At 75.5% G+C, this 20272-nt stretch carries 18 protein-coding genes; 10 read left to right on the plus strand and 8 right to left on the minus strand.

Going from position 1 to position 20272, the window contains the following annotated elements; translation table 11 throughout:
* The first annotated feature begins 3 nt into the window (after positions 1-3).
* The 6 genes from ACSMHG_RS13930 to ACSMHG_RS13955 are packed head-to-tail and all read left to right on the plus strand — an operon-like array spanning position 4 to position 8395.
* Positions 4-2154: a molybdopterin oxidoreductase family protein gene (locus ACSMHG_RS13930; protein WP_435746125.1), complete on the plus strand. Its 2151-nt coding sequence runs from the start codon at positions 4-6 to the stop codon at positions 2152-2154.
* Positions 2151-3605, plus strand: a complete 1455-nt coding sequence (locus ACSMHG_RS13935; protein ID WP_435746090.1) for an FAD-dependent oxidoreductase — start codon at positions 2151-2153, stop codon at positions 3603-3605. The genes ACSMHG_RS13930 and ACSMHG_RS13935 overlap by 4 nt, the downstream gene beginning before the upstream one ends.
* Complete coding sequence (gene nirB, locus ACSMHG_RS13940; protein ID WP_435746092.1) at positions 3602-6121, plus strand: nitrite reductase large subunit NirB; 2520 nt, start codon at positions 3602-3604, stop codon at positions 6119-6121. The genes ACSMHG_RS13935 and nirB overlap by 4 nt, the downstream gene beginning before the upstream one ends.
* Positions 6118-6537, plus strand: a complete 420-nt coding sequence (gene nirD / locus ACSMHG_RS13945; protein WP_435746094.1) for a nitrite reductase small subunit NirD — start codon at positions 6118-6120, stop codon at positions 6535-6537. Before nirB ends, nirD begins: the two co-directional genes overlap by 4 nt.
* Positions 6534-7649, plus strand: coding sequence for a uroporphyrinogen-III synthase (locus ACSMHG_RS13950; RefSeq protein WP_435746096.1), 1116 nt, complete (start codon positions 6534-6536; stop codon positions 7647-7649). The genes nirD and ACSMHG_RS13950 overlap by 4 nt, the downstream gene beginning before the upstream one ends.
* Positions 7646-8395 (plus strand): sirohydrochlorin chelatase, encoded by a 750-nt coding sequence (locus ACSMHG_RS13955; RefSeq protein WP_435746099.1) that lies wholly within the window; start codon positions 7646-7648, stop codon positions 8393-8395. The genes ACSMHG_RS13950 and ACSMHG_RS13955 overlap by 4 nt, the downstream gene beginning before the upstream one ends.
* A gap of 15 nt (positions 8396-8410) precedes the next feature.
* Here ACSMHG_RS13955 and ACSMHG_RS13960 read toward each other — a convergent pair whose 3' ends face one another.
* Positions 8411-9085, minus strand: a complete 675-nt coding sequence (locus tag ACSMHG_RS13960) for a hypothetical protein (RefSeq protein ID WP_435746101.1) — start codon at positions 9083-9085, stop codon at positions 8411-8413.
* A gap of 308 nt (positions 9086-9393) precedes the next feature.
* Here ACSMHG_RS13960 and ACSMHG_RS13965 point away from each other — a divergent pair, with 308 nt between their 5' ends.
* The gene (locus tag ACSMHG_RS13965) at positions 9394-10617 is read left to right on the plus strand and encodes an ATP-binding protein (RefSeq protein WP_435746103.1); all 1224 of its coding nucleotides are present in this window, start codon (positions 9394-9396) and stop codon (positions 10615-10617) included.
* 21 nt (positions 10618-10638) lie between these two features.
* Here ACSMHG_RS13965 and ACSMHG_RS13970 read toward each other — a convergent pair whose 3' ends face one another.
* The 6 genes from ACSMHG_RS13970 to ACSMHG_RS13995 form a co-directional block, all read right to left on the minus strand.
* Entirely contained in the window at positions 10639-11097 is a 459-nt protein-coding gene (locus ACSMHG_RS13970) for a SpoIIE family protein phosphatase (protein ID WP_435746105.1), read from the minus strand.
* 107 nt (positions 11098-11204) lie between these two features.
* Positions 11205-12719, minus strand: coding sequence for a sodium/solute symporter (locus tag ACSMHG_RS13975; RefSeq protein WP_435746107.1), 1515 nt, complete (start codon positions 12717-12719; stop codon positions 11205-11207).
* Between the two features lie 15 nt (positions 12720-12734).
* Complete coding sequence (locus ACSMHG_RS13980) at positions 12735-13106, minus strand: hypothetical protein (RefSeq protein ID WP_435746109.1); 372 nt, start codon at positions 13104-13106, stop codon at positions 12735-12737.
* Entirely contained in the window at positions 13103-13882 is a 780-nt protein-coding gene (locus ACSMHG_RS13985) for a LytR/AlgR family response regulator transcription factor (protein WP_435746111.1), read from the minus strand. Before ACSMHG_RS13985 ends, ACSMHG_RS13980 begins: the two co-directional genes overlap by 4 nt.
* Positions 13879-14994, minus strand: coding sequence for a sensor histidine kinase (locus ACSMHG_RS13990; protein ID WP_435746114.1), 1116 nt, complete (start codon positions 14992-14994; stop codon positions 13879-13881). The genes ACSMHG_RS13985 and ACSMHG_RS13990 overlap by 4 nt, the downstream gene beginning before the upstream one ends.
* An 11-nt stretch (positions 14995-15005) precedes the next feature.
* A complete protein-coding gene (locus ACSMHG_RS13995; protein ID WP_435746116.1) occupies positions 15006-15911 on the minus strand; it encodes a class I SAM-dependent methyltransferase in 906 nt (301 codons plus the stop codon).
* A 35-nt stretch (positions 15912-15946) separates the two neighbouring features.
* On the opposite strand from ACSMHG_RS13995, the gene ACSMHG_RS14000 reads away from it, so the two are divergent.
* Positions 15947-16666: a Fic family protein gene (locus ACSMHG_RS14000; protein WP_435746118.1), complete on the plus strand. Its 720-nt coding sequence runs from the start codon at positions 15947-15949 to the stop codon at positions 16664-16666.
* 335 nt (positions 16667-17001) lie between these two features.
* Here ACSMHG_RS14000 and ACSMHG_RS14005 read toward each other — a convergent pair whose 3' ends face one another.
* Positions 17002-17799, minus strand: a complete 798-nt coding sequence (locus ACSMHG_RS14005; protein WP_435746120.1) for an HAD family hydrolase — start codon at positions 17797-17799, stop codon at positions 17002-17004.
* Positions 17800-17923: 124 nt separating this feature from the next.
* Here ACSMHG_RS14005 and ssd point away from each other — a divergent pair, with 124 nt between their 5' ends.
* Together ssd and ACSMHG_RS14015 are read left to right on the plus strand one after the other, a co-directional pair.
* Positions 17924-18967 carry a septum site-determining protein Ssd gene (gene ssd, locus ACSMHG_RS14010; RefSeq protein WP_435746121.1) on the plus strand — a complete coding sequence of 348 codons (1044 nt, stop codon included), beginning with the start codon at positions 17924-17926 and terminating at the stop codon, positions 18965-18967.
* Positions 18964-20154, plus strand: a complete 1191-nt coding sequence (locus ACSMHG_RS14015) for a TadA family conjugal transfer-associated ATPase (protein WP_435746122.1) — start codon at positions 18964-18966, stop codon at positions 20152-20154. The genes ssd and ACSMHG_RS14015 overlap by 4 nt, the downstream gene beginning before the upstream one ends.
* The last annotated feature ends 118 nt before the right edge of the window (positions 20155-20272 follow it).

Consider the following 20272-nt stretch of genomic DNA (forward strand, 5'->3'; position numbering starts at 1 on the left):
GGGGTGCGGACCCACTGTCCCTACTGCAGCCTGCAGTGCGGCATGACCCTCGAGCCCGGCCGCCGATCGCTCGAGGTGCAGCCGTGGGCGGAGTTCCCGGTCAACGAGGGCGCGCTGTGCCGCAAGGGCTGGACCGCCGCCGGGCTGCGCGGCCACCGGGAGCGGCTCACCACCCCGATGGTGCGCGACCGGGCCACCGGTGAGCTGCGTGCGGCCGGCTGGGACGAGGCGCTGGACCTCGTCGCCGACCGGATGCTCGCCCTCCAGGACGTGCACGGACGTGACGCCGTCGCCGTCTTCGGCGGCGGCGGGCTCACCAACGAGAAGGCCTACCAGCTCGGCAAGCTCGCCCGGGTCGCGCTCGGGACCAGCCAGGTCGACTACAACGGCCGGTGGTGCATGAGCTCGGCGGCCTCCGCCGCCAACCGCGCGCTCGGGATCGACCGCGGCCTGCCCTTCCCGCTGGCCGACGTCGAGCGGGCCGACGTCGTCGTGCTCGTCGGCTCGAACATCGCCGAGACGATGCCGCCGGCCGCCCGTCACCTCGACCGGCTCCGCGAGAACGGCGGCACCGTCGTGGTGGTGGACCCGCGACGCACGGCCACCGCAGACCGGGCCGACCACGTCCTGCAGCCCGTGCCCGGCACCGACCTCGCGGTGGCCCTCGGCCTGCTGCACCTGCTCGACGCGGCCGGCGCCGTCGACGAGGAGTACGTCGCCACGCGCACCACCGGGTTCGACGAGGTGCGCCGGTCGGTCGCCGGCTGGTGGCCCGAGCTGGTCGAGCGGGTGAGCGGCGTGCCGGCCGCGCAGCTGCGCGCGCTGGCCGGGCTGCTCGCCGGCTCCGAACGGGTGATGGTGCTGACCGGCCGGGGCGCCGAGCAGCACAGCCAGGGCACCGCCACGGTGCACGCCTGGCTCAACCTCGCGCTCGCGCTCGGCATGGTCGGGCGCGAGGGTGCCGGTTACGGCTGCCTCACCGGCCAGGGCAACGGCCAGGGCGGGCGCGAGCACGGCCAGAAGGCCGACCAGCTCCCGGGCTACCGGATGATCGACGACCCGGCCGCCCGCGCGCACGTCGCCCGGGTGTGGGGCGTCGACCCCGACGACCTGCCCGGGCCCGGACGCTCGGCGTACGAGCTGCTCGACGCCCTCGGCACCGAGGACGGCGCCCGGGCGCTGCTGGTGCTCGGCAGCAACATCGTGGTCTCCGCGCCCAACGCCACCTCCGTCACCGAGCGGCTTGCCGCGCTCGACCTGCTCGTCGTCGCCGACCTCGTGATGTCGGAGACCGCGGCCATGGCCGACGTGGTCCTGCCGGTCACCCAGTGGGCGGAGGAGACGGGGACGATGACCAACCTGGAGGGCCGCGTCGTCCTCCGGGAGCGGGCCGTCGCGCCGCCCGACGGCGTGCGGACCGACCTCGAGCTGATGGCCGGCCTCGCCGCGCGGCTCGGCTCCCCCGTGCCGTTCGCCACCGACGCCGAGGAGGTCTTCGCCGAGCTCGGCCGCGCCTCGGCCGGGGGTCGGGCCGACTACGCCGGCATCACCTACGACCGGATCCGCGCCGAGCACGGCGTCTTCTGGCCCTGCCCCGCTCCTGCCGACGGGCCCACGGGCGGGCCCACGGGCGGGCCCACGGGCGGGCCCACGGGCGGGCAGAGCCACCCGGGCACGCCACGGCTCTTCGCCGACTCCTTCCCGACCCCCGACGGGCGGGCGCGCTTCGTCGCGGTCGACCACGTCGGTGCGGCCGAGCAGCCCACCGCGGACTTCCCGGTCCACCTCACGACGGGCCGGGTGCTCGCGCAGTACCAGTCCGGCGCGCAGACCCGCCGGGTCCGCGAGCTGCCCGACGAGGGGCCGTTCGTCGAGCTGCACCCGATGCTCGCCGAGCGGATCGGCGCCACCGACGGCACGCCGGTCGTGGTCGCCACCCGGCGCGGGGAGCTCACCGCCCCCGCCCGGGTGGTCACGACGATCCGGCCCGACACCGTCTTCGTGCCCTTCCACTGGGTGGGCGCCAACCGGCTCACCTCCGACGCGCTCGACCCGGTCAGCCGGATGCCGGAGTTCAAGGTGTGCGCTGCGAGGGTCGGGGTGCCGGCCTCGGCCCCCCGCGCGGACGAGACCCGGGGCCGGGTGGTCGTGTGAGGACCGTTGTCGTCGGGTCGGGCATGGCCGCGACCCGCCTGGTCGAGCACCTCGTCGCCCGGGGCCTCGGCGCGGGCCTCACCGTGCTCGGGGACGAGCCGCACGCGCCGTACAACCGGGTCCTCCTCTCCGCCGTCCTCGAGGGGACGCACCGGGTGGACGCACTGACCCTGCGCGACCCCGCCTGGTACGCCGAGCACGGCGTCGACCTGCGCCTCGGAGCGCGCGTCCTCGAGCTCGACCGCGAGGCCGGCGAGGTGGTGCTGGTCGACGGCGACCGGGTGCCGTTCGACCGGCTGGTCCTGGCGACCGGATCGATCCCGACCCTGCCCCCGATCCGGGGGCTGGTCCGGATGGACGGCCGGCTGCACGAGCGGGTGCACGCCTTCCGCAGCCTCGACGACTGCCTGCGGCTGCTGCGGGCGTTGGGGTCTCGACAGGCTCGACCAGCGAGGAACCGCGCGGTCGTGGTCGGCGGCGGCCTCCTCGGCCTGCAGGTCGCCCGGGCCCTCAGCGTCCGGGGCCTGGCCACCGAGGTGGTCGAGGGCGGCGAGCACCTGCTGCGCAGCCAGGTCGGTGCGCCCGCCGGCGCGGTCCTCGCCCGCGACCTGCGCCGGCTCGGCACCACCGTCTACACCGGGGCCCGCGCGGTGCGGCTCACCGACGAGGGGACCACCAGCAGGCTCAGCCTCGACAACGGCTTCGTCCTCGACGACATCGACCTCGTGGTCCTGACGGCCGGAGGCCGGCCCTCGACCGCGCTCGCCCGCCACGCCGGGCTGACCGTCCGCCGCGGGATCGTGGTCGACGACCAGCTCCGCTCGCCCGACGACGACCGGGTGCACGCCCTCGGCGACTGCGCCGAGCACCTCACGCCCGAGGGCGGCCGGACCACCGGCTTCGTGCCGCCGGCCTGGGACCAGGCCGCCGTCCTCGCCGCGCACCTCGCCGGCGAGCAGGCGGCGTACGACGGCTCGCGCACCGTGGCCCGGCTGCGCGCCACCGACCTGGACGTGGCCGTGCTCGGCGAGCCCGAACGGACCGACGGCGAGGTGGTCGAGATGACCAACCCGGTCGCCGGCTCCCACCGCAAGCTCGTGGTCCGCGACGGCGTCATCGTCGCCGCCACCTTCGTCGGCGACCTGTCGCGCATCGGCCTGGTCACCCAGCACTTCGACCGCCGCACCGTGCTCGGCCCGGCCGAGCCCGGCGCCCTGCTCCTGGCCGACCGCGCCACCGCGCCCGCCGGCCCGGCCACCCTGCCCGACGACGTGGAGGTGTGCGCCTGCGCCGGCGTCACGGCCGGCGCCGTCCGGGCCTGCTCCTCGCTCGCCGACGTCCGGGAGACCACCCGGGCCACCACCGGCTGCGGCGGCTGCGCCGCCACCGTCCGTGACCTGCTCGCCAGCCCCGCCCCCTCCGGCACCACCCTCGAGAGGACCCCCCGATGAGCCCCCACCTGCGCAAGACCCTCGTCGTCGTCGGCCACGGCATGGTCGGCCACCGTTTCGTCCAGGCCGCCGTCGAGCGCGGCCTCACCGAGACCCACGACGTCGTGGTGGTCGGCGAGGAGCCGCGGGCGGCGTACGACCGCGTCGCGCTCACCTCCTTCTTCGAGGTCGGCGCCGACGCGCTGTCCCTGCTCCCGGACGGCGAGTACGACGACCCACGGGTGCGGCTGGTGCTGGGCACCGCGGTCACCGGCGTCGACGCCGGCGCGCAGGTCGTCGCCCTGGACGACGGCACCGAGCTCGCCTACGACGAGCTGGTCCTGGCGACCGGCGCGGCGCCGTTCGTGCCGCCGGTCCCCGGCCACGACCTGCCGGGCTGCTTCGTCTACCGCACCATCGAGGACCTCGAGGCGATCCGCGAGGCGGCCGCCGGCGCCCGGACCGGCGCGGTGATCGGTGGCGGCCTGCTCGGGCTGGAGGCGGCCAACGCGCTCCACCAGCTCGGGTTGGAGACGCACGTCGTCGAGATGGCGCCGCGGCTGATGCCGGTCCAGGTCGACGACGCGGGCGGTGCCGTGCTCGCCCGCCACGTCGAGGCGCTCGGCCTGCAGCTGCACACCGGCGTCGCCACCAAGGGCGTCGTCGAGCGGGCGGGCCGCGCCGCCGGGCTGGACCTCGGCGAGGCCACGGTGGAGGCCGACGTGGTCGTCTTCTCCGCCGGCATCCGGCCGCGCGACGCACTCGCCCGGACCGCCGGCCTGGCGGTCGCCGAGCGCGGCGGCGTGCTCGTCGACGAGCAGTGCCGGACCTCCGACCCGCACGTGTGGGCCGTCGGGGAGTGCGCGGCGCCGGCCGGCCGGATGTACGGGCTGGTCGCCCCCGGGTACGCCATGGCCGAGGTCGTCGTCGACGCGCTGCTCGGCGGCCCGGGCGCCTTCACCGGCGCCGACATGTCCACGAAGCTGAAGCTCCTCGGCGTCGACGTCGCCTCCTTCGGTGACGCCTTCGCGGCGACCGAGGGCGCGCTCGAGCTGGTCTTCGCCGACGCGGTCGCCGGCATCTACAAGAAGCTGGTCGTCAGTGACGACGGCCGCCGGCTGCTCGGCGGGATCCTCGTCGGCGACGCCTCGGCGTACGGCGTGCTCCGGCCGATGGTGAGCTCCGGCATCGCGCTGCCGGACAACCCCGAGGAGCTCATCCTGCCCGCGTCGCGGGGCGGGGCCGAGATCGGCCTGCCCGACGAGGCCCAGGTCTGCTCCTGCAACGACGTCTCGAAGGGCGACATCGTCGCGGCGGCCGCCTGTGACGGCACCACCCGCGCCGGCGCCACGTGCGGCTCCTGCAAGACCCTGGTCAAGTCGATCATCGAGGAGTACTACGCCAGCCAGGGCAAGGTCGTGGACCGCAGCCTGTGCGAGCACTTCGCGATGACCCGCGCCGAGCTCTTCGACGTCGTCGCAGTGCACGGCTACACCCGCTTCGACGACATCATCGAGGCGCACGGCCGGGGCCGGGGCTGCGACGTCTGCAAGCCCACGGTCGCCTCCATCCTCGCCAGCCAGCTGGGCGGCCACGTCCTGGAGGCCGAGCGGGCGACGCTGCAGGACACCAACGACGCCTACCTGGCCAACATCCAGCGCAACGGCACCTACTCGGTCGTCCCGCGCATCGCCGGGGGCGAGATCACCCCGGAGGGGCTGATCGTGATCGGCGAGGTCGCCCGCGACTTCGGGCTCTACACGAAGATCACCGGAGGCCAGCGGATCGACCTCTTCGGTGCCCGGCTGGAGCAGCTGCCGGACATCTGGCGGCGGCTCGTCGACGCCGGCTTCGAGTCCGGCCACGCCTACGGCAAGTCGCTGCGCACGGTGAAGTCGTGCGTCGGCTCCACCTGGTGCCGCTACGGGGTGCAGGACTCGGTGCGGATGGCGATCGACCTGGAGCTGCGCTACCGGGGGCTCCGGTCCCCGCACAAGCTCAAGGGCGGGGTCAGCGGGTGCGCCCGCGAGTGCGCGGAGGCGCGCGGGAAGGACTTCGGGATCATCGCGACCGAGAAGGGCTGGAACCTCTACGTCGGCGGCAACGGCGGTGCGAACCCGGCCCACGCCCGGCTCCTCGCCGGCGACCTCGACTCCGAGACGCTGGTGCGCTACCTCGACCGGTTCCTCATGTACTACGTGCGCACGGCCGACCGGCTGCAGCGCACCGCGCCGTGGATCGACTCGCTCGAAGGTGGGCTGGACCGGGTCCGCGCGGTCGTGGTCGACGACGTGCTCGGCCTCGGCTCGGAGCTCGAGGCGGCGATGGCCCGCCACGTCGAGGGGTACGTCGACGAGTGGAGCGCCACGATCGAGGACCCGGAGAAGCTGGAGCGCTTCGTCTCCTTCGTCAACGCTCCCGGGACGCCCGACCCGCACATCTCCTTCCGTGCCGAGCGCGGGCAGGCGGTTGCCGACGACGGACCGGCCGCGCCGGTGGTGCTCGGGTCGACCATCCCGGTCGGGGTGCCGCGATGAACCCCGCGACGAACCCCGCGACGAACCCCGGGACCGACGCCGGCACGGCGGCGTACACCGTGGTCTGCCCCGTCGACCGCATCCCCCGGGACGGCGGGGTGTCGGCGCTCGTGGACGGCCACGCGGTCGCGGTCTTCCGGACCTGGGACGACGAGGTCTACGCACTGTCCAACTACGATCCCTTCTCGCGGGCGTCGGTGCTGGCCCGCGGCATCGTCGGCACGCGCGAGGACATCCCCTTCGTGGCGTCGCCGATGCACAAGCAGGCCTTCGACCTGCGCACCGGCCAGTGCCTCGACGACGCGGCGGTGCAGGTGCGGACCTACGAGGTGGAGGTGCGAGCCGGCACCGTGCTGGTGGGGCCGGCGCGGACGACCAGGACGCCGACGAGGAAGACATCCAGGGAGGGTTCGTGACGCAGGCGCTGCCGCTGCTCGGCTACCGGATCGGCGTGACCGCCGCCCGCAAGGTCGAGGAGCAGGTCGCGCTGCTGGAGCGCCGCGGGGCCACGGTCGAGTGGGCGCCCGCACTCTCGCTGGACCCCCACCACGTCGACGACGCCTCGCTGCGTGCCGCGACCGAGGAGGTGCTGGCGCGCCCGGTCGACATGTTCCTCGCCACCACCGGGGTGGGGATGAAGGCCTGGTTCGCGGCGGTCGACGCCTGGGGCCTCACGGACCGGCTGGTGGCGGCGCTGGCGGACGCCGAGATCCTCGCCCGCGGTCCGAAGTCGGTCGGCGCGCTCCGCCGGCGTGGGCTCCGCGAGCTCTGGGCGCCGGAGTCCGAGCGTTTCGAGGACGTGCTCGAGCACCTGCGGGGCCGCTCGCTCTCCGGGCTCCGGATCGTGGTGCAGGAGCACGGGCAGTCGCTGTCGATGGTGGCCCACGCGCTGCGCCGGCAGGGCGCCGACGTGACGGTGGTGACGGTCTACCGCGTCGACCCCGCCGAGGACCTCGACCCGCTCTTCCGCCTCGTCGACCTGGTCGCCGACCGGCAGCTCGACGCGGTGACCTTCACCTCCGCGCCGGCGGTCGCCGCCCTGATGGAGGCCGCGGGACCGACCGGTCGCCGCGAGGAGCTGGTCGCGGCCTTCCAGGCCGACGTCGTCGCCGCCTGCGTCGGTCCGGTCACCGCCGCGGCGTTCGAGCTGTGGGGGGTCCCGACCATCCACCCGGAGCGCAACCGGCTCGGCGCGATGGTCAAGCAGCTGGAGTCCGAGCTCCCGTCGCGCAGCGCCGGCGTCAGCCTCGAGGTCGCCGGCCACACGCTCCTCCTCCACGGCGACGAGGTGCTGCTCGACGGCGCGGAGGTGAAGCTGTCGCCGGCGCCCTTCGCGCTCCTGCAGGCGCTGCTGGTGAACCCCGGGCACGTGGTGTCACGCCGCGAGCTGCTCGCCGCGCTGCCGTCAGGCACCGCCGGCTCCGAGCACGCCGTCGAGATGGCCGTGGCCCGGCTCCGCGCCGCGATCGGCACCCGGCTCGTCCAGACGGTCGTCAAGCGGGGCTACCGGCTGGCCGTCTCCCCGTGAGCACCGGTGACGGCCCGGTGGCCCCTCGCCTGGTCACCGTCGCCCACGGCACCCGGCACGGCCCGGGGAACGACGTGGCCCGGGAGATCTGCGCCGCGGCCGCCGCCCGGCTCGGCGTGCCCGGCACCTCGGCGTACGTCGAGCTGGCCGAGCCGCTCCTCACCGACGTCGTCGCCACGACCCCCGGCCCGGGCGTCGTGGTGCCGCTGCTGCTCTCGACCGGCTTCCACGTCCGCTCCGACCTGCCCGCCATGCTCGCCGGCTCGGCGTACCTGCTCGGCCGGCGGCTCGGGCCGCACGCGTTGCTGGCCTCGGCGATGGCGGACCGCCTCCGCGAGGCCGGCGCCGAGCCGGGCTGCCCCGTGGTGCTCGTCGCCGCCGGCTCGAGCGACCCCCTCGCCACCCCAGACCTCGTCCGGGCGGCCGACCTGCTCGGTACGGCATGGGGGGCGCCGGCGCGGGTGGCGACCCTCTCGGGCCGGGGCGAGCGTCCGGCCGAGGTGGTGCGGCCGGGCGACGCGGTCGCGCCGTACCTGCTCGCCGGAGGCTTCTTCTCGCGCCGGTTGGCGGACGAGGCCCGCGCGGCCGGTGCCGGTGTGGTGGCCGGCGTCATCGGCGCGCACGACGCCGTCATCGACCTCGTGGTCCGGCGGGCCCGGGCGCTCCTCGACGTGTCAGCGATCCCTGGCGCTGGCCCGGACGCGACGGTGGGGACGGACCCGAGGGTCCGCCCCCACCATGGGTGACTCCGGTACGTCGTGTCAGCGGACCACGCCGCGGGCGTCGCTCGCGCTGGTGCGCGCCGTGTCGCGACCGGGCCAGATCTTCGCGCCGACGGCACCACCGGCGGCCGAGGAGAGCAGCGCCAGCAGCAGGCCGAGGAGCGACCAACCGGCCGCGGTGCGCGCGCTGTCGAGGGCCTGGCTCACCTGGTCGCTCGAGACGTTGTCGAGGTTGGCCTCCTGCACCTGGACCAGGTCGCTGGCCACGGTGGAGATCGGTCCGAGGAGGGCGCCGCCGCCGAGGAGGGCGAGCAGCACGAGGCCGACGGTCGCGAAGGCCCAGAGGATGATGCCGTTGAAGAGGCCGTCGGACACGCTGTGCCACAGCGCGGTGGCCCCGGCGACGAGGCCGCCGAGGAAGAAGGCGATGAGCGCGGCGGCAGCGGTCAGCCAGGTTCCGGCGTCGCCCTGGGAGCCGAAGAGGTCAGCGGCGAAGATCGCCAGCTGCATCACCAGGAAGCTGGCGATGGTCACCAGGACGCCCGCCCAGAGGGGGCCCCAGCGGACGCGGTCGCGATGGGCGGCGAAGTCCCCGTCATGGCGCCCGTGGTGGGTGTCGTGCTGGGTCTCGTGGACGGCGGTCGGGTGCGCCCCGGCGTCCTCGTGGCGGCCGGTGACAGGCACGCCGTGGTTCCCGTCGTGAGGGGTCGTCATGTGTCGCTCCTTTCGGACGGAGGGCCGACCGGACGTCGACCCGCGCTGTTGAGTTCCCACTCCGGTGCCCGTCGCCGGACGAGGCATCCCCCGACACGCCCGCCAGCCTTCGGGATCCAGGACGTGTCACCATGGGTACCGGAAGGTGCGTCCCCGCTCGCGGGCGTCGTCGTGTCCAAGACGGCTCTTCGTGCCAGACTGCGGCGCGCGCCTGACCCAGGCGTGGTCCGGACAGACGCGAGCCAACCGGTGGGGCGGGTGGGACGATGAGGTCGACTGACGCGGGTGCCCTCCGCCTGCCTTCCGACGTGCGCAGCGTCGGAAGCGCCCGGCGGCACCTGCGGGAGGCCCTCGAGGGGAGCGCAGCCGCGTACGCCTTGGACGCCGCCGAGCTCGCCGTCTCCGAGCTGGTCACCAACGCGGTGGTCCACGCCGGGACCGCCGTGGTGCTGCGCATCCACACCAGCGGCCGGGCGCTACGGGTCGAGGTCGGCGACGGCAGCCCGCACCTGCCGGTGCGCCGCAGGTTCGCCACGACGTCGGGCACCGGACGGGGCCTCCACCTGGTGGACGAGTGCGTGGACCGGTGGGACGTCGAGGTCGAGGACGACGGGAAGGTCGTCTGGTTCGAGATCGGGCGGCCGGAGGGAGAACGCCTCGCGGCCAGGCCCCCGACCGCGGGACCGACGACGGTGGAGGTGGTCCTCCAGCAGGTGCCGCTCCTCATGCATGCCGCCTGGCAGGAGCACGCCGCCTCGCTGCTGCGCGAGCAGCTCCTCGCCACCCTCGACGAGGACGTCGACGCGTTGGAGCAGCACTCCCAGGCCAGCGACGCCCTGAACGTCCTGGCCGAGCAGCTCCCCGTGCCCGACCTCGCCGAGGAGCCCGATGCCCTGATGTCGGACGCCACGGAGCCGCGCGTCAGCGCCGAGCAGATCTCGCTCCACGTGCCCGTGGCGACGGTCGAGCGGTTCGCCGTCCTCGACGAGCTGCTCGGCCGAGCGGTCCGCGAGGCCGCCGCGGGGCGGTTCCTCGGCCCACCGACCCAGCCCGAGATCGACGAGATGCGGCGCTGGTTGTGCAGGGAGGTGGTGGCGCAGGCGGCGGACGGTCAGCCCCCCACTCCGTGGGCGGCCCGCGTGGACACGAGGTCGCCGCTCGAGATCGACGAGGCGGTCGGAGGGCTGTACCGCGAGCTCGCCGCGTCCGACGAGGCCGTCGTCGTCACGAACGAGGCCAGCGTGATCGTCGCCGTCACGACGCCGTTGCTCGAGGCCCTCGGCTATGCCGACGAGTCGGACATCATCGGTCGCCGGGTGCTCGCGGTGGTGCCGGCCCGGTTCCACCAGGCGCACATCGCCGGCACGACCCTGCACGTCACGAACGGGCGGGCGCCGCTGATCGGTGTGCCGGTCACGGTGCCGGTGTTGCGCGCCGACGGCACGGAGGTACCCCTCCGGCTGACCGTGGAGGTCCGGCGGCTGGCGCCGGGGCGCCAGGTCTTCCTCGGACGCTTCGACCTGTCCGGCTGAGCGCCGGGGACCGGGTCGGCCTCAGGCCCGCCGCTCGACGAGCAGGAGGGCGAGGTCGTCGTCGAGCTTGCAGGCGGCCAGCTGCCGGAGCCGGGCGAGCACGCCCTCGAGCGCATCCTCCAGGCTCGGTCCCCGGACCGGACGGAGGATCTCCGCCAGGTCGACGAACCCCCCGTCGGGGCCACGGGTCTCCACCAGCCCGTCGGTGAAGAGCAGCAACCGGTCACCGACGCCGAGGTGCCCGTGGCCGACCGTCGGCTCTCCGCCGAGGCCCAGCGGTGGTGCGTGGTCGGCGAGCCCGCCGATGACGGCCGTGGGACGGGGGTCGGCGCTGGTCGAGGCGACGACGGCCGAGGCGTACACCGCGGCGAGCTGGACCTCGCTGACCGCACCGATGCCGAGGAGGACCACCAGCAGCGCGACCGCGCCTCCGAGGGCGAGGCCGGCGCCGTGCCGACCCGTGCCCGCGACGTGTGCCATGCCACTTCCTCCGAGGACCCGTCACTGCCGACCCTGGTCGGACCCGCGCGGCACCGGCCGGGTCCGCCACCGGAGTCCAGGCTGCCTCCCTGCCCTCGGTGGGGCGTTCAACCACGGTCGAGAGGGAGCGCCTCCGGGGTGTGCAACCGGACCATGAACCGACGGGTGTGTGGCGGCACCCGGGAGGCGGTCGCGAGGCTCGCGACCGCCATCGTGGCGAAGGCCAAGGGCACCGACCAGGCGGCCGGCTGCTCGACCAGCGCCGCCGCCCATCCCGACCTGGGGCCGCCGGTCAGGGTGAGCACGACGGCGGTGCCCGACCCCAGGCCACCGGCGGCCAGGCCGGCGATCGCGCCCACGTCGGTCAACCGAGGCCACCAGATCCCGAGCAGCAGGAGCGGGCAGAACGTGGAGGCGGCGACCGCGAAGGCCAACCCCACGGCCCGAGCGACCCCGACGTTCGGCGCTCCGAGCGCGGCCACCGCGGGCAGCAGCACCGCCAGCACGGCGCCCAGGCGGAACGCTGTCACGCCGCTGAGCCGCCGGCCCCGCCACGGTCGCCCGGTGACGTCCTGCGACAGGACTCCGGCGACCGCGATGGCCAGCCCCGAGGAGGTCGACAGGAAGGCCGCGAACGCCCCCGCCGTCACCAGTCCGGTCAGCACCTCGCCCCACAGGCCCGGGACCATCAGCCGGGGCAGCTCGAGCACCAGCGCGTCGGTGCGGCCGGAGGCCGCGAGCTCCGCGGCGTACACCCTGCCGAGCGCGCCGTAGACCGGCGGCAGCAGGTAGAAGACGCCGAGCAGCACGAGCACCACGAGCGTCGTGCGCCGAGCGGCCCGGCCGTCGGGGTTGGTGTAGAAGCGGACCACGACGTGCGGGAGGCCCATGGTGCCCAGGAACGTCGCCAGGATCAGCGAGTAGGTGAGGTAGAGGCCCTGCCCCCCGCCCGACGCGAGGGGCGCGGACCAGGCGAGGGTCGACGTGGTGTCCGTGGCGCCCGGGCGGCCGTCGGCGAGCCACACGGCGCCGAGGACCGCGGCCGGGAGGAGGAGCGCCCAGAGCTTCAGCCAGTACTGGAAGGCCTGGACGAGCGTGATGCTGCGCATCCCGCCGGACGCGACGTTCGCGAGCACCACGAGCGCGACCATCACCGGCCCCACCCACAGCGGCGCGCCGACGGCCGAGCGCAGCGTCAGGCCCGCGCCCTGGAACTGGGGGAAGAGGTAGAGCAGCCCGATCAGCACCACCAGCGCCGAGCAGACCGACCGGACCGGGCTCGACCCGAACCGCGCCTCGGCGAAGTCGGGCAGCGTGTAGGCGCCGGATCGGCGCAACGGGGCCGCCACGAGCACCAGCAGCACGAGGTAGCCCGCGGTCCAGCCGACCGGGTACCACAGCATGTCGGCGCCGAAGGCGAGCACCAGGCCGGCGACGCCGAGGAACGAGGCGGCGGAGAGGTACTCCCCGCCGATGGCGGTCGCGTTGAGGCGGGGGTTGACCGACCGGGACGCCACGAGGAAGTCGCTGGTCGTGCGCGAGACGCGCAGGCCCCACGTGCCGATCGCGAGGGTCAGCACCGTCACGAGCGCGACCGCGACGACCCCGGGCGCGGCGTTCACCGCCGCCCCGGACGCTCAGGCATCGGCTCCGCCCATCAGCTCCGCGAAGTCCCGCTCGTTGCGCTCGGCACTGCGGACGTACCACCACCCGAGCCCGACCAGCACCGGGTGGACCAGGACGCCGAGCAGGAGCCACGGCAGCGGCAGGCCGCCCACGTCGAGGCCGGCCAGCCCCGGCCAGAGGTGGAAGAGGAGCGGCAGGGAGCCGACGCTGACGGTCAGGACACCGAGCACCCGGGCGGCCAACCACAGCTGGACGCCCACGAGCGAGCCCATGTAGACCCCGCCGAGGCGGGTGCCGGCGTCGATGTCGCGGGTCCGCGCCGCAGGGGTACGGCGCCGTGGTGGGCCGGTGACGCGCACCCGCGGTGGTGGCTGGCCGGTCACGCGCCGGACCGCCGCAGCAGCAGGTCCCGCAGCTCGCGGGTGTGCCGGCGACTGACCCCGAGCTCCCGGCCGCCGGTGACGAGCACCGAGCACCGCCCGGCGTCCATGCGGACCTCCGTGACGTGGGCCAGCGCGACCAGCAGGGAACGGTGGATCCGCACGAAGCCGGCGGCGCGCCACTCCTCCTCCAGCTGCGAGAGCGGAGCACGCACGAGGTGGGAGTCACCCGGGACGTGCAGCCGGGCGTAGTCGCCCTGCGCCTCGACGTGGGTGATCCCGGAGCGCGCGAGGAACCGGGTGACCCCGCCGCGCTCTACCGGCACCTGCAGGTCGTCGGCCGCCGACGCCCCGTCGTCGCGCCGACCGCGGCCGGTGGCCGCGACCACCCGGCGCACCGCCTCGGCCAGGCGGTCTGCGCGGACCGGCTTGAGCACGTAGTCGACCGCGGCCACGTCGAAGGCCTCCACGGCGTGCTCCTCGTGGGCGGTGACGAAGACGATCGCCGGAGGGGTCCGGAACCGGCCGAGCAGCTGGGCGAGGTCCAGCCCGGTCAGCCCCGGCATCTGCACGTCGAGGAAGACGACGTCGACGTCGGCGTCCTGGAGCACCCGCAACGCCTCGGTCGCCGAGTCGCAGGCCACCACCGTGCCGACGCACGGATCCCGCTCGAGGAGGTAGCGCAGCTCGTCGAGCGCGGGCGGCTCGTCGTCGACCACCAGCGCGGTCATCGGGCCGGGTGCGGACACCGGGCCCGGCCCGGCGAGCGGCGCGGTCATGCGCGCACCCCCGCCGCGAACTTCGGCACCCGCACCACGACCTTGGTCCCGGCACCCGGCGCGGTCTCGACGACCAGCCCGAAGTCGTCGCCGAAGGCGTTGCGCAGGCGGGCGTCGACGTTCCCGAGGCCGATCGAGTCCAGGGACGCGTCGCCGGCCAGCGCCCGGCGCACCCGCTCGGGGTCCTCGCCGGCGCCGTCGTCCTCCACCTCGATGACGCACTCCTGCCCGCGGTCGTGCGCGGTGATGGTGATCCGCCCGCCGCCATCGGCCGACTCCAGGCCGTGGCGCACGGCGTTCTCGACGAGCGGCTGGATGCACAGGAACGGGACCGCGACGGGGAGCACCTCCGGGGCCACCCCCAGCGTCACGCGCAGGCGCTCGCCGAACCGCGCCTGCTCCAGCATCAGGTAGCGCTCGACCGAGCGCAGCTCCTCGGCCAGGGTGGTGAACTCGCCGTGCCGGCGGAAGGAGTACCGGGTGAAGTCGGCGAACTCCAGGAGCAGCTCGCGGGCGCGCTCGGGGTCGGTGCGGACGAAGCTGGCGATCGCCCCCAGGGAGTTGTAGATGAAGTGCGGGCTGATCTGCGCCCGCAGCGCGCGGACCTCCGCCTCCATCAGCCGGGTCCGCGAGGCGTCGAGCTCGGCCAGCTCCAGCTGGCCCGACACCCACTGGGCGACCTCGTCGGCCGCGCGCGCCAGGCCGGCGGTGGGGTACGGCGCGAAGGCCTGCAAGGTGCCGACGACCCGCTCGTCGACCACCAGCGGCGAGGCCACGGCCGTCCGCACCGGGCAGCCGGCCTCCCGGCACGACAGCTCGGCCCGGTCGAACCCTCGGGTCGCGCCGCGCTCGACCGTGGCCGCCACCAGGGCCGGCACCTGCGCCGCGTGGTGCCGGCCCGTCCCGTCCCAGGCGAGCAGTCCGGCGGTGTCGGTCATCGCGAGCGCCGGCGTGCCGAGCAGGGACCGCAGGTGGCGGATGCTCCGCTCGGCCGACTCCACGGTCAGGCCCTGACGCAGCGCGGGGCTGGCGAGCGAGGCCGAGTGGAGGGCGCGGAACGTCGCGCGGTCGGCCTCGCTGCCGAGGTGCGTGCGGCGCCAGCGACGGACCACGGCTCGTCCCGCTACCGGAAGTCGATCAGCAGCATGTCGGTGTCGGTGCCGTCGGAGACCGGGTCCGTCGCCGGGTCGCGGGGCTCCTCCGGCGACGCGACCGGCCCGTCCGGCTCCGTCCGCGGTCCGCCGTCGGGCGCCGGTGTGACGTCCTCGGCAGGCGGCTTCGCGCCGTCGACCCGGTCCACCACGGTGGCGCGGAAGCAGCGGGCGGCGTAGGGCACCTGCATGCCGTCCATGCCTCGGCCGTACTCGTCGTACAGCGCGACGACCTCGGCCAGCCGGTCGGCCTGCTCCTCGGCGCCGAGGGTGGCGACCGCCGAGCGCGAGAGCGCCAGGTCGCGCACCGACTCCCGGTCGACCACCTGCCAGTGCTTGAACGACGCCTCCTCCACGGGGCCGAAGAGCCCCGAGCCGGTCAGGGCCTCCTCGGGGTCCCGCTCGCCGGCGTGGCCGAGCAGGGCGACGAGGCGGCGCACCCACGGGATCCGGGTGTCCTGCTGGTTCCAGACCAGTGCGACCCGCCCGCGAGGCCGGAGCACGCGGGCGATCTCCGGCACTGCGCGGTCGAGGTCGAACCAGTGGAACGCCTGACCGCAGACCACCACGTCGACGGACCGGTCCGGCACCGGCAGCTCCTCGGCCGCGGCCGCCGTCGTGCGCACCCGGGGCAGCCGGCGGCGCAGCACCTCCAGCATCGCGGAGTCGGGATCGGTGGCGTGCACGTCGTGGCCCAGCTCGACCAGCCGCTCGGTCAGCTTGCCGGTGCCCGCCCCGAGCTCGAGCACCGAACGCGGCTCCGCTCCTGCGAGCCAGCCCGCGGCCTGCACCGGGTACGTCGGGCGGCCGCGGTCGTAGGCCTCCGCCACGCCACCGAAGGAGAGCGCGGGCCCGGGCGCGGGGGACTGGTCTGCCATCGGCCCGAGGCTACCGGCTGCGTACCCTTCTGGCCGTGACCGACGACCCGCTCGCCTGGCTGGTGTCCCTCGAGGGCGTGCCGTCCGCCTACGCCGCCGCGCGCGACGGGATCGACGTCCTCCTCCGCGACCGCGGGCTGCGCCGGACCTCGCCGGAGACGACCGCAGAGTCGCTGCTGCGGGGCGCCCACGCGAGCGCCGTGCTCGAAGGGTCCGGGTCGACCCTCGAGGAGGTGCGTGAGGGCGCCGGCGACCCGATCGCGCAGGACGCCCTGCGGCTCTCCACCGAGCTGCTCGGGCTGGCGCCGCTGCTCTCCCGCGCGCCGCTCCAGGCGTTCGCCCGGATGCATGCCGTGGCCGCGCGCGGCTCGGTCGCCGAGGACCGGCTCGGCCGGCCCCGCGACGGGGAGTCCGCCGCCCGCCTGCGCGACGTCGCCGCGCTGCTGACCAGTGACACCGAGGCCCCTGCGCTGCTGGTGGCCGCCGTCGTCCACGCCGACCTCGTCTCGGTCGCCCCCTTCCCGTCGCACAACGGGATCGTCGCCCGGGCGACCGAGCGGCTGGTGCTCGTGGCGCGCGGGGTCGACGCGAAGTCGCTCGTGGTCCCGGAGGCCGGGCACCTGGCCAACCGCGCGGCGTACGAGTCGAACCTGCGGGGGTACGCCGGTGGGACGCGCAACGGGGTCCACTCCTGGCTGCTCTACGCGCCCGAGGGGTACGCGGCCGGTGCCGAGGCCAGCCCGCTGCGTTCGTGAGGGCTCCCGAGACTCCTGGACCCCCTGGACGTGCAGGTGGCACCCGAGTGGTCGAGCCACCCGAGTGCCACCGCTGGACACGTGGGCCGTGGCTACCAAGCGTGCATCTCTCAACTGCTGCCGCGGAAGTGTTCCGAGTGTCAGCGCCCTGAAAAAGGGTTGATCGCCGCGTGGGTACCTCGGCTCACGTGTACGTCTCTGGAGTTCTCACCTCCGTTGTACGCCCGCTCGCCGCCGGGATCAACCCTTGACTTCTGCGGCTGTGGATGGGTGAGCCTCAGCGCCTCGGAGGCGGCGAGGCAGGACCGTCCAGGACCACCCAGGAGCAGGACTGGTCAGGCCTCGAGCCGTCGGCGTCGCGCGTTCGCCCAGAGCACGCCGCCGACCGCCGCGATCCCGCCGACGGCCAGCGCCGCGAGCGTGGGCACCGGCGGGGGGAGCGGGACCCGGCTGCGCAGTGCCACCGGCTTGACGAAGACCAGGACCGGCCAGCCGCGGGACGTGGCCACCTTCCGCAGGTCGCGGTCGGGGTTCACGGCGTACGGGTGCCCGACCGACTCGAGCATCGGCACGTCGGTGACCGAGTCGCTGTAGGCGTAGCACTCCTCGAGGTCGTACCCGCGCTCCTCGGCCAGGCGGCGCACGGCGTTCGCCTTCTCCTCCGCGTAGGCGTAGTACTCGATCTCCCCGGTGTAGCGGCCCTCCACGATCTCCAGCCGGGTGGCCACGACGTGGTCGGCGCCGAGCATCTCGCCGATCGGCTCGACCACCTCGCTCCCGGAGGTGGACACGATGACGACGTCGCGCCCCGGGAGCCGGTGCTCCTCGATGAGGGAGACCGCCTCGTCGTAGACGAGCGGGTCGACGACGTGGTGCAGGGTGTCCGCGACGATCTCGCGCACCGTCGCGACGTCCCACCCGCCGACCAGCTGCGACATGAACAGCCGCATCTTCTCCATCTGGTCGTGGTCCGCGCCGCCGACGAGGTAGACGAACTGCGCGTACGCCGAGCGGAGCACGGCGCGCCGCGAGATGAGGCCCCCCGCCTGGAACGGCTTGCTGAAGGCCAGGGTGCTGGACTTGGCGATGATCGTCTTGTCGAGGTCGAAGAAGGCCGCGGTCGGGCGGGACATGCCCGCCATCGTAGGGCGGTCGCGGCGGCCCGGTGGGCGTCCACAGGAAGCCGTCGGGTGCTGTTCTCCACACCCCTCGCACGTCGTGGTCGCGGCCGGCGGCGGTGCGGGGGACGGTCGGGCCATGCAGTCCCTCCTGGTCACCGCCGACCCCGTGCTCGTCGACGACGTGCGCCGCCTCGCCGCGGCGGCGGGGGTGGAGGTCGCGGTGGCGGCGGACCCGGCCGCCGCGCTGCGCCGCTGGACGGGCTCCCCGCTCGTGCTGGTCGGCGCCGACCTCGCGCCGGAGCTGGCCCACCTCGGCCCGGCCCGCCGCCCGGGGGTGCACGTCGTCGCCTGGGGGACGGCCCCCGAGCAGCTCTACCGCGACGCCGTCGCCCTCGGCGCCGAGACGGTGGCCGAGCTTCCCGGGCAGGAGAGCACCCTCACCGGGACCCTCGCCGACCTCGGCGAGGGTGGGCTGACCTCCGGCGTCGTCCTCGCGGTGGTCGGCGGGTCGGGCGGCGCCGGCGCCACGACGTTCGCCTGTGCGCTCGGGCAGGTCGCCGCGGGCCGCGGCCGGACGGTCGTGGTCGACGCCGACCCCCTCGGCCCGGGCGTCGACCGGGTGCTCGGGCTCGAGGACCGGGAGGGCTACCGGTGGGACGCCCTGTGCCGGACCACGGGTCGGCTCGGCGGCCGGTCGCTGCGCGAGGCGCTTCCCCGCCGCCACGACCTCGGCGTCCTCGGGTGGCACGCCGGTGCCACGGAGCCGCTGCAGCCGACCGCGGTGCGCGAGGTGCTCGCGGCGGCCCGGCGCGGCCACGACACGGTCGTCGTCGACCTGCCCCGCTCGCCGGGGCCCGCGGTCGACGAGGTGGTCGCCCGCTGCGACCAGCTGCTGGTGGTCGTCCGGCCGACCGTCGCCGGTGTCTCGTCGGCTGCCCGGCTGTGCGCCCGCCTCGAGGACCGCGAGCGCGTGCGGCTGGTCGTCCGGGGCCGTGGGGTCGACCCCGTGGAGGTGGCGCGCGTGTGCGGGGCTCCCGTGGTGGCCGCGATGCCGGACCAGCGCGGCCTGCCCGAGGTCGTGGACCTGGGTCTGGGACCGGTGCGGTCGCCTCGCTCGCACCTCGGTCGGGCCGCCCAGGCCGTGCTCGCGCGGGCCGGCGTCCTCGGGGCAGCGGCATGAGCAGCGGCATGGGCAGCGCCACGACGCCGTCGGTCGCGCCCGAGGTGGTGGAGGCGGTCCGCGAGCGGCTGGCCCGCACGCCCGGCGAGCTGACGCCGCACCGGGTGGCCGAGGCGCTGCGGGACGCGGGACGCCCGGTCGGCGACGCGACGGTCCTCGCCGTGCACGACGCCCTGCGCCGCGACGTGCTGGGCGCGGGACCGCTCGAGCCGCTGCTGCGGCTGCCGGGGGTCACCGACGTCCTCGTCAACGGGCCGGACGCCGTCTACGTCGACCGCGGTGCGGGTCTGGAGCGCACCGACGTGCGCTTCCCCGACGACGCCGCCGTCCGCAGGTTGGCGCAGCGTCTGGCCGGCGTGGGGGGACGCCGGCTCGACGACGCCGTGCCGCACGTCGACCTGAGGCTCGGCGACGGCACCCGGCTGCACGCCGTCCTGGCCCCGGTGGCACGGCCGGGGACGGCGATCTCCCTCCGGGTGCCGCCCACCCGGAGCTTCACGCTCGAGGAGCTGGTCGCGGCGGGCACCCTGACGCCGGAGACCGGCCGGCTGGTGCGGGCCGTCGTCGAGACGAGGCTGGCCTTCCTCGTGACCGGCGGCACGGGGACGGGCAAGACCACCCTGCTCGCGGCCCTGCTGTCCCTGGTCGACCGGCGGGAGCGCCTGGTCCTCGTCGAGGACTCCTCCGAGCTCCGTCCGGACCACCCGCACGTCGTGGGCCTCGAGGCGAGGCCGGCGAACCTGGAGGGCGCCGGGGCGCTCGACGTCCGGACCCTCGTTCGCCAGGCGCTGCGGATGCGACCGGACCGGATCGTCGTCGGGGAGGTGCGCGGCGGCGAGGTCGTCGACCTGCTCGCCGCCCTCAACACCGGGCACGAGGGTGGCTGCGGCACCCTGCACGCCAACTCGGCGGTCGACGTCGCAGCACGGGTCGAGGCACTGGCCCTGGCAGCCGGGCTCGGGCGGGAGGCCGCGCACAGCCAGCTGGCGTCGGCGGTCGACGTGGTGCTCCACCTCGGCCGCCCACGTGACGGCCGGCGGCGGATGGTGCAGGTGGCCGTGCCGACGCGCCGGCCGGACGGCACGGTGGCGATGGTCGCGGCGGTGGAGGTCGGCGCGGACGGCGTGCCGCGACCGGGGCCGGGGGCCGAGCGGCTGGAGGAGCTGCTGGCCCGCGGGGCGCCGTGACGGCGGGCTCGGTGGCCGCCGTGGCCGCGGCCCTTGCGGTGGCGCTCGGGTGGCCGCCCCCCCCGCCGCCCGTGGCTCCGGGTGGAGGTAACCGTGATCCTGCCCGGAGCGCCGAGCC

It is taken from the genome of Nocardioides ureilyticus (assembly GCF_051280745.1).
Classification (GTDB): Bacteria; Actinomycetota; Actinomycetes; order Propionibacteriales; family Nocardioidaceae; genus Nocardioides.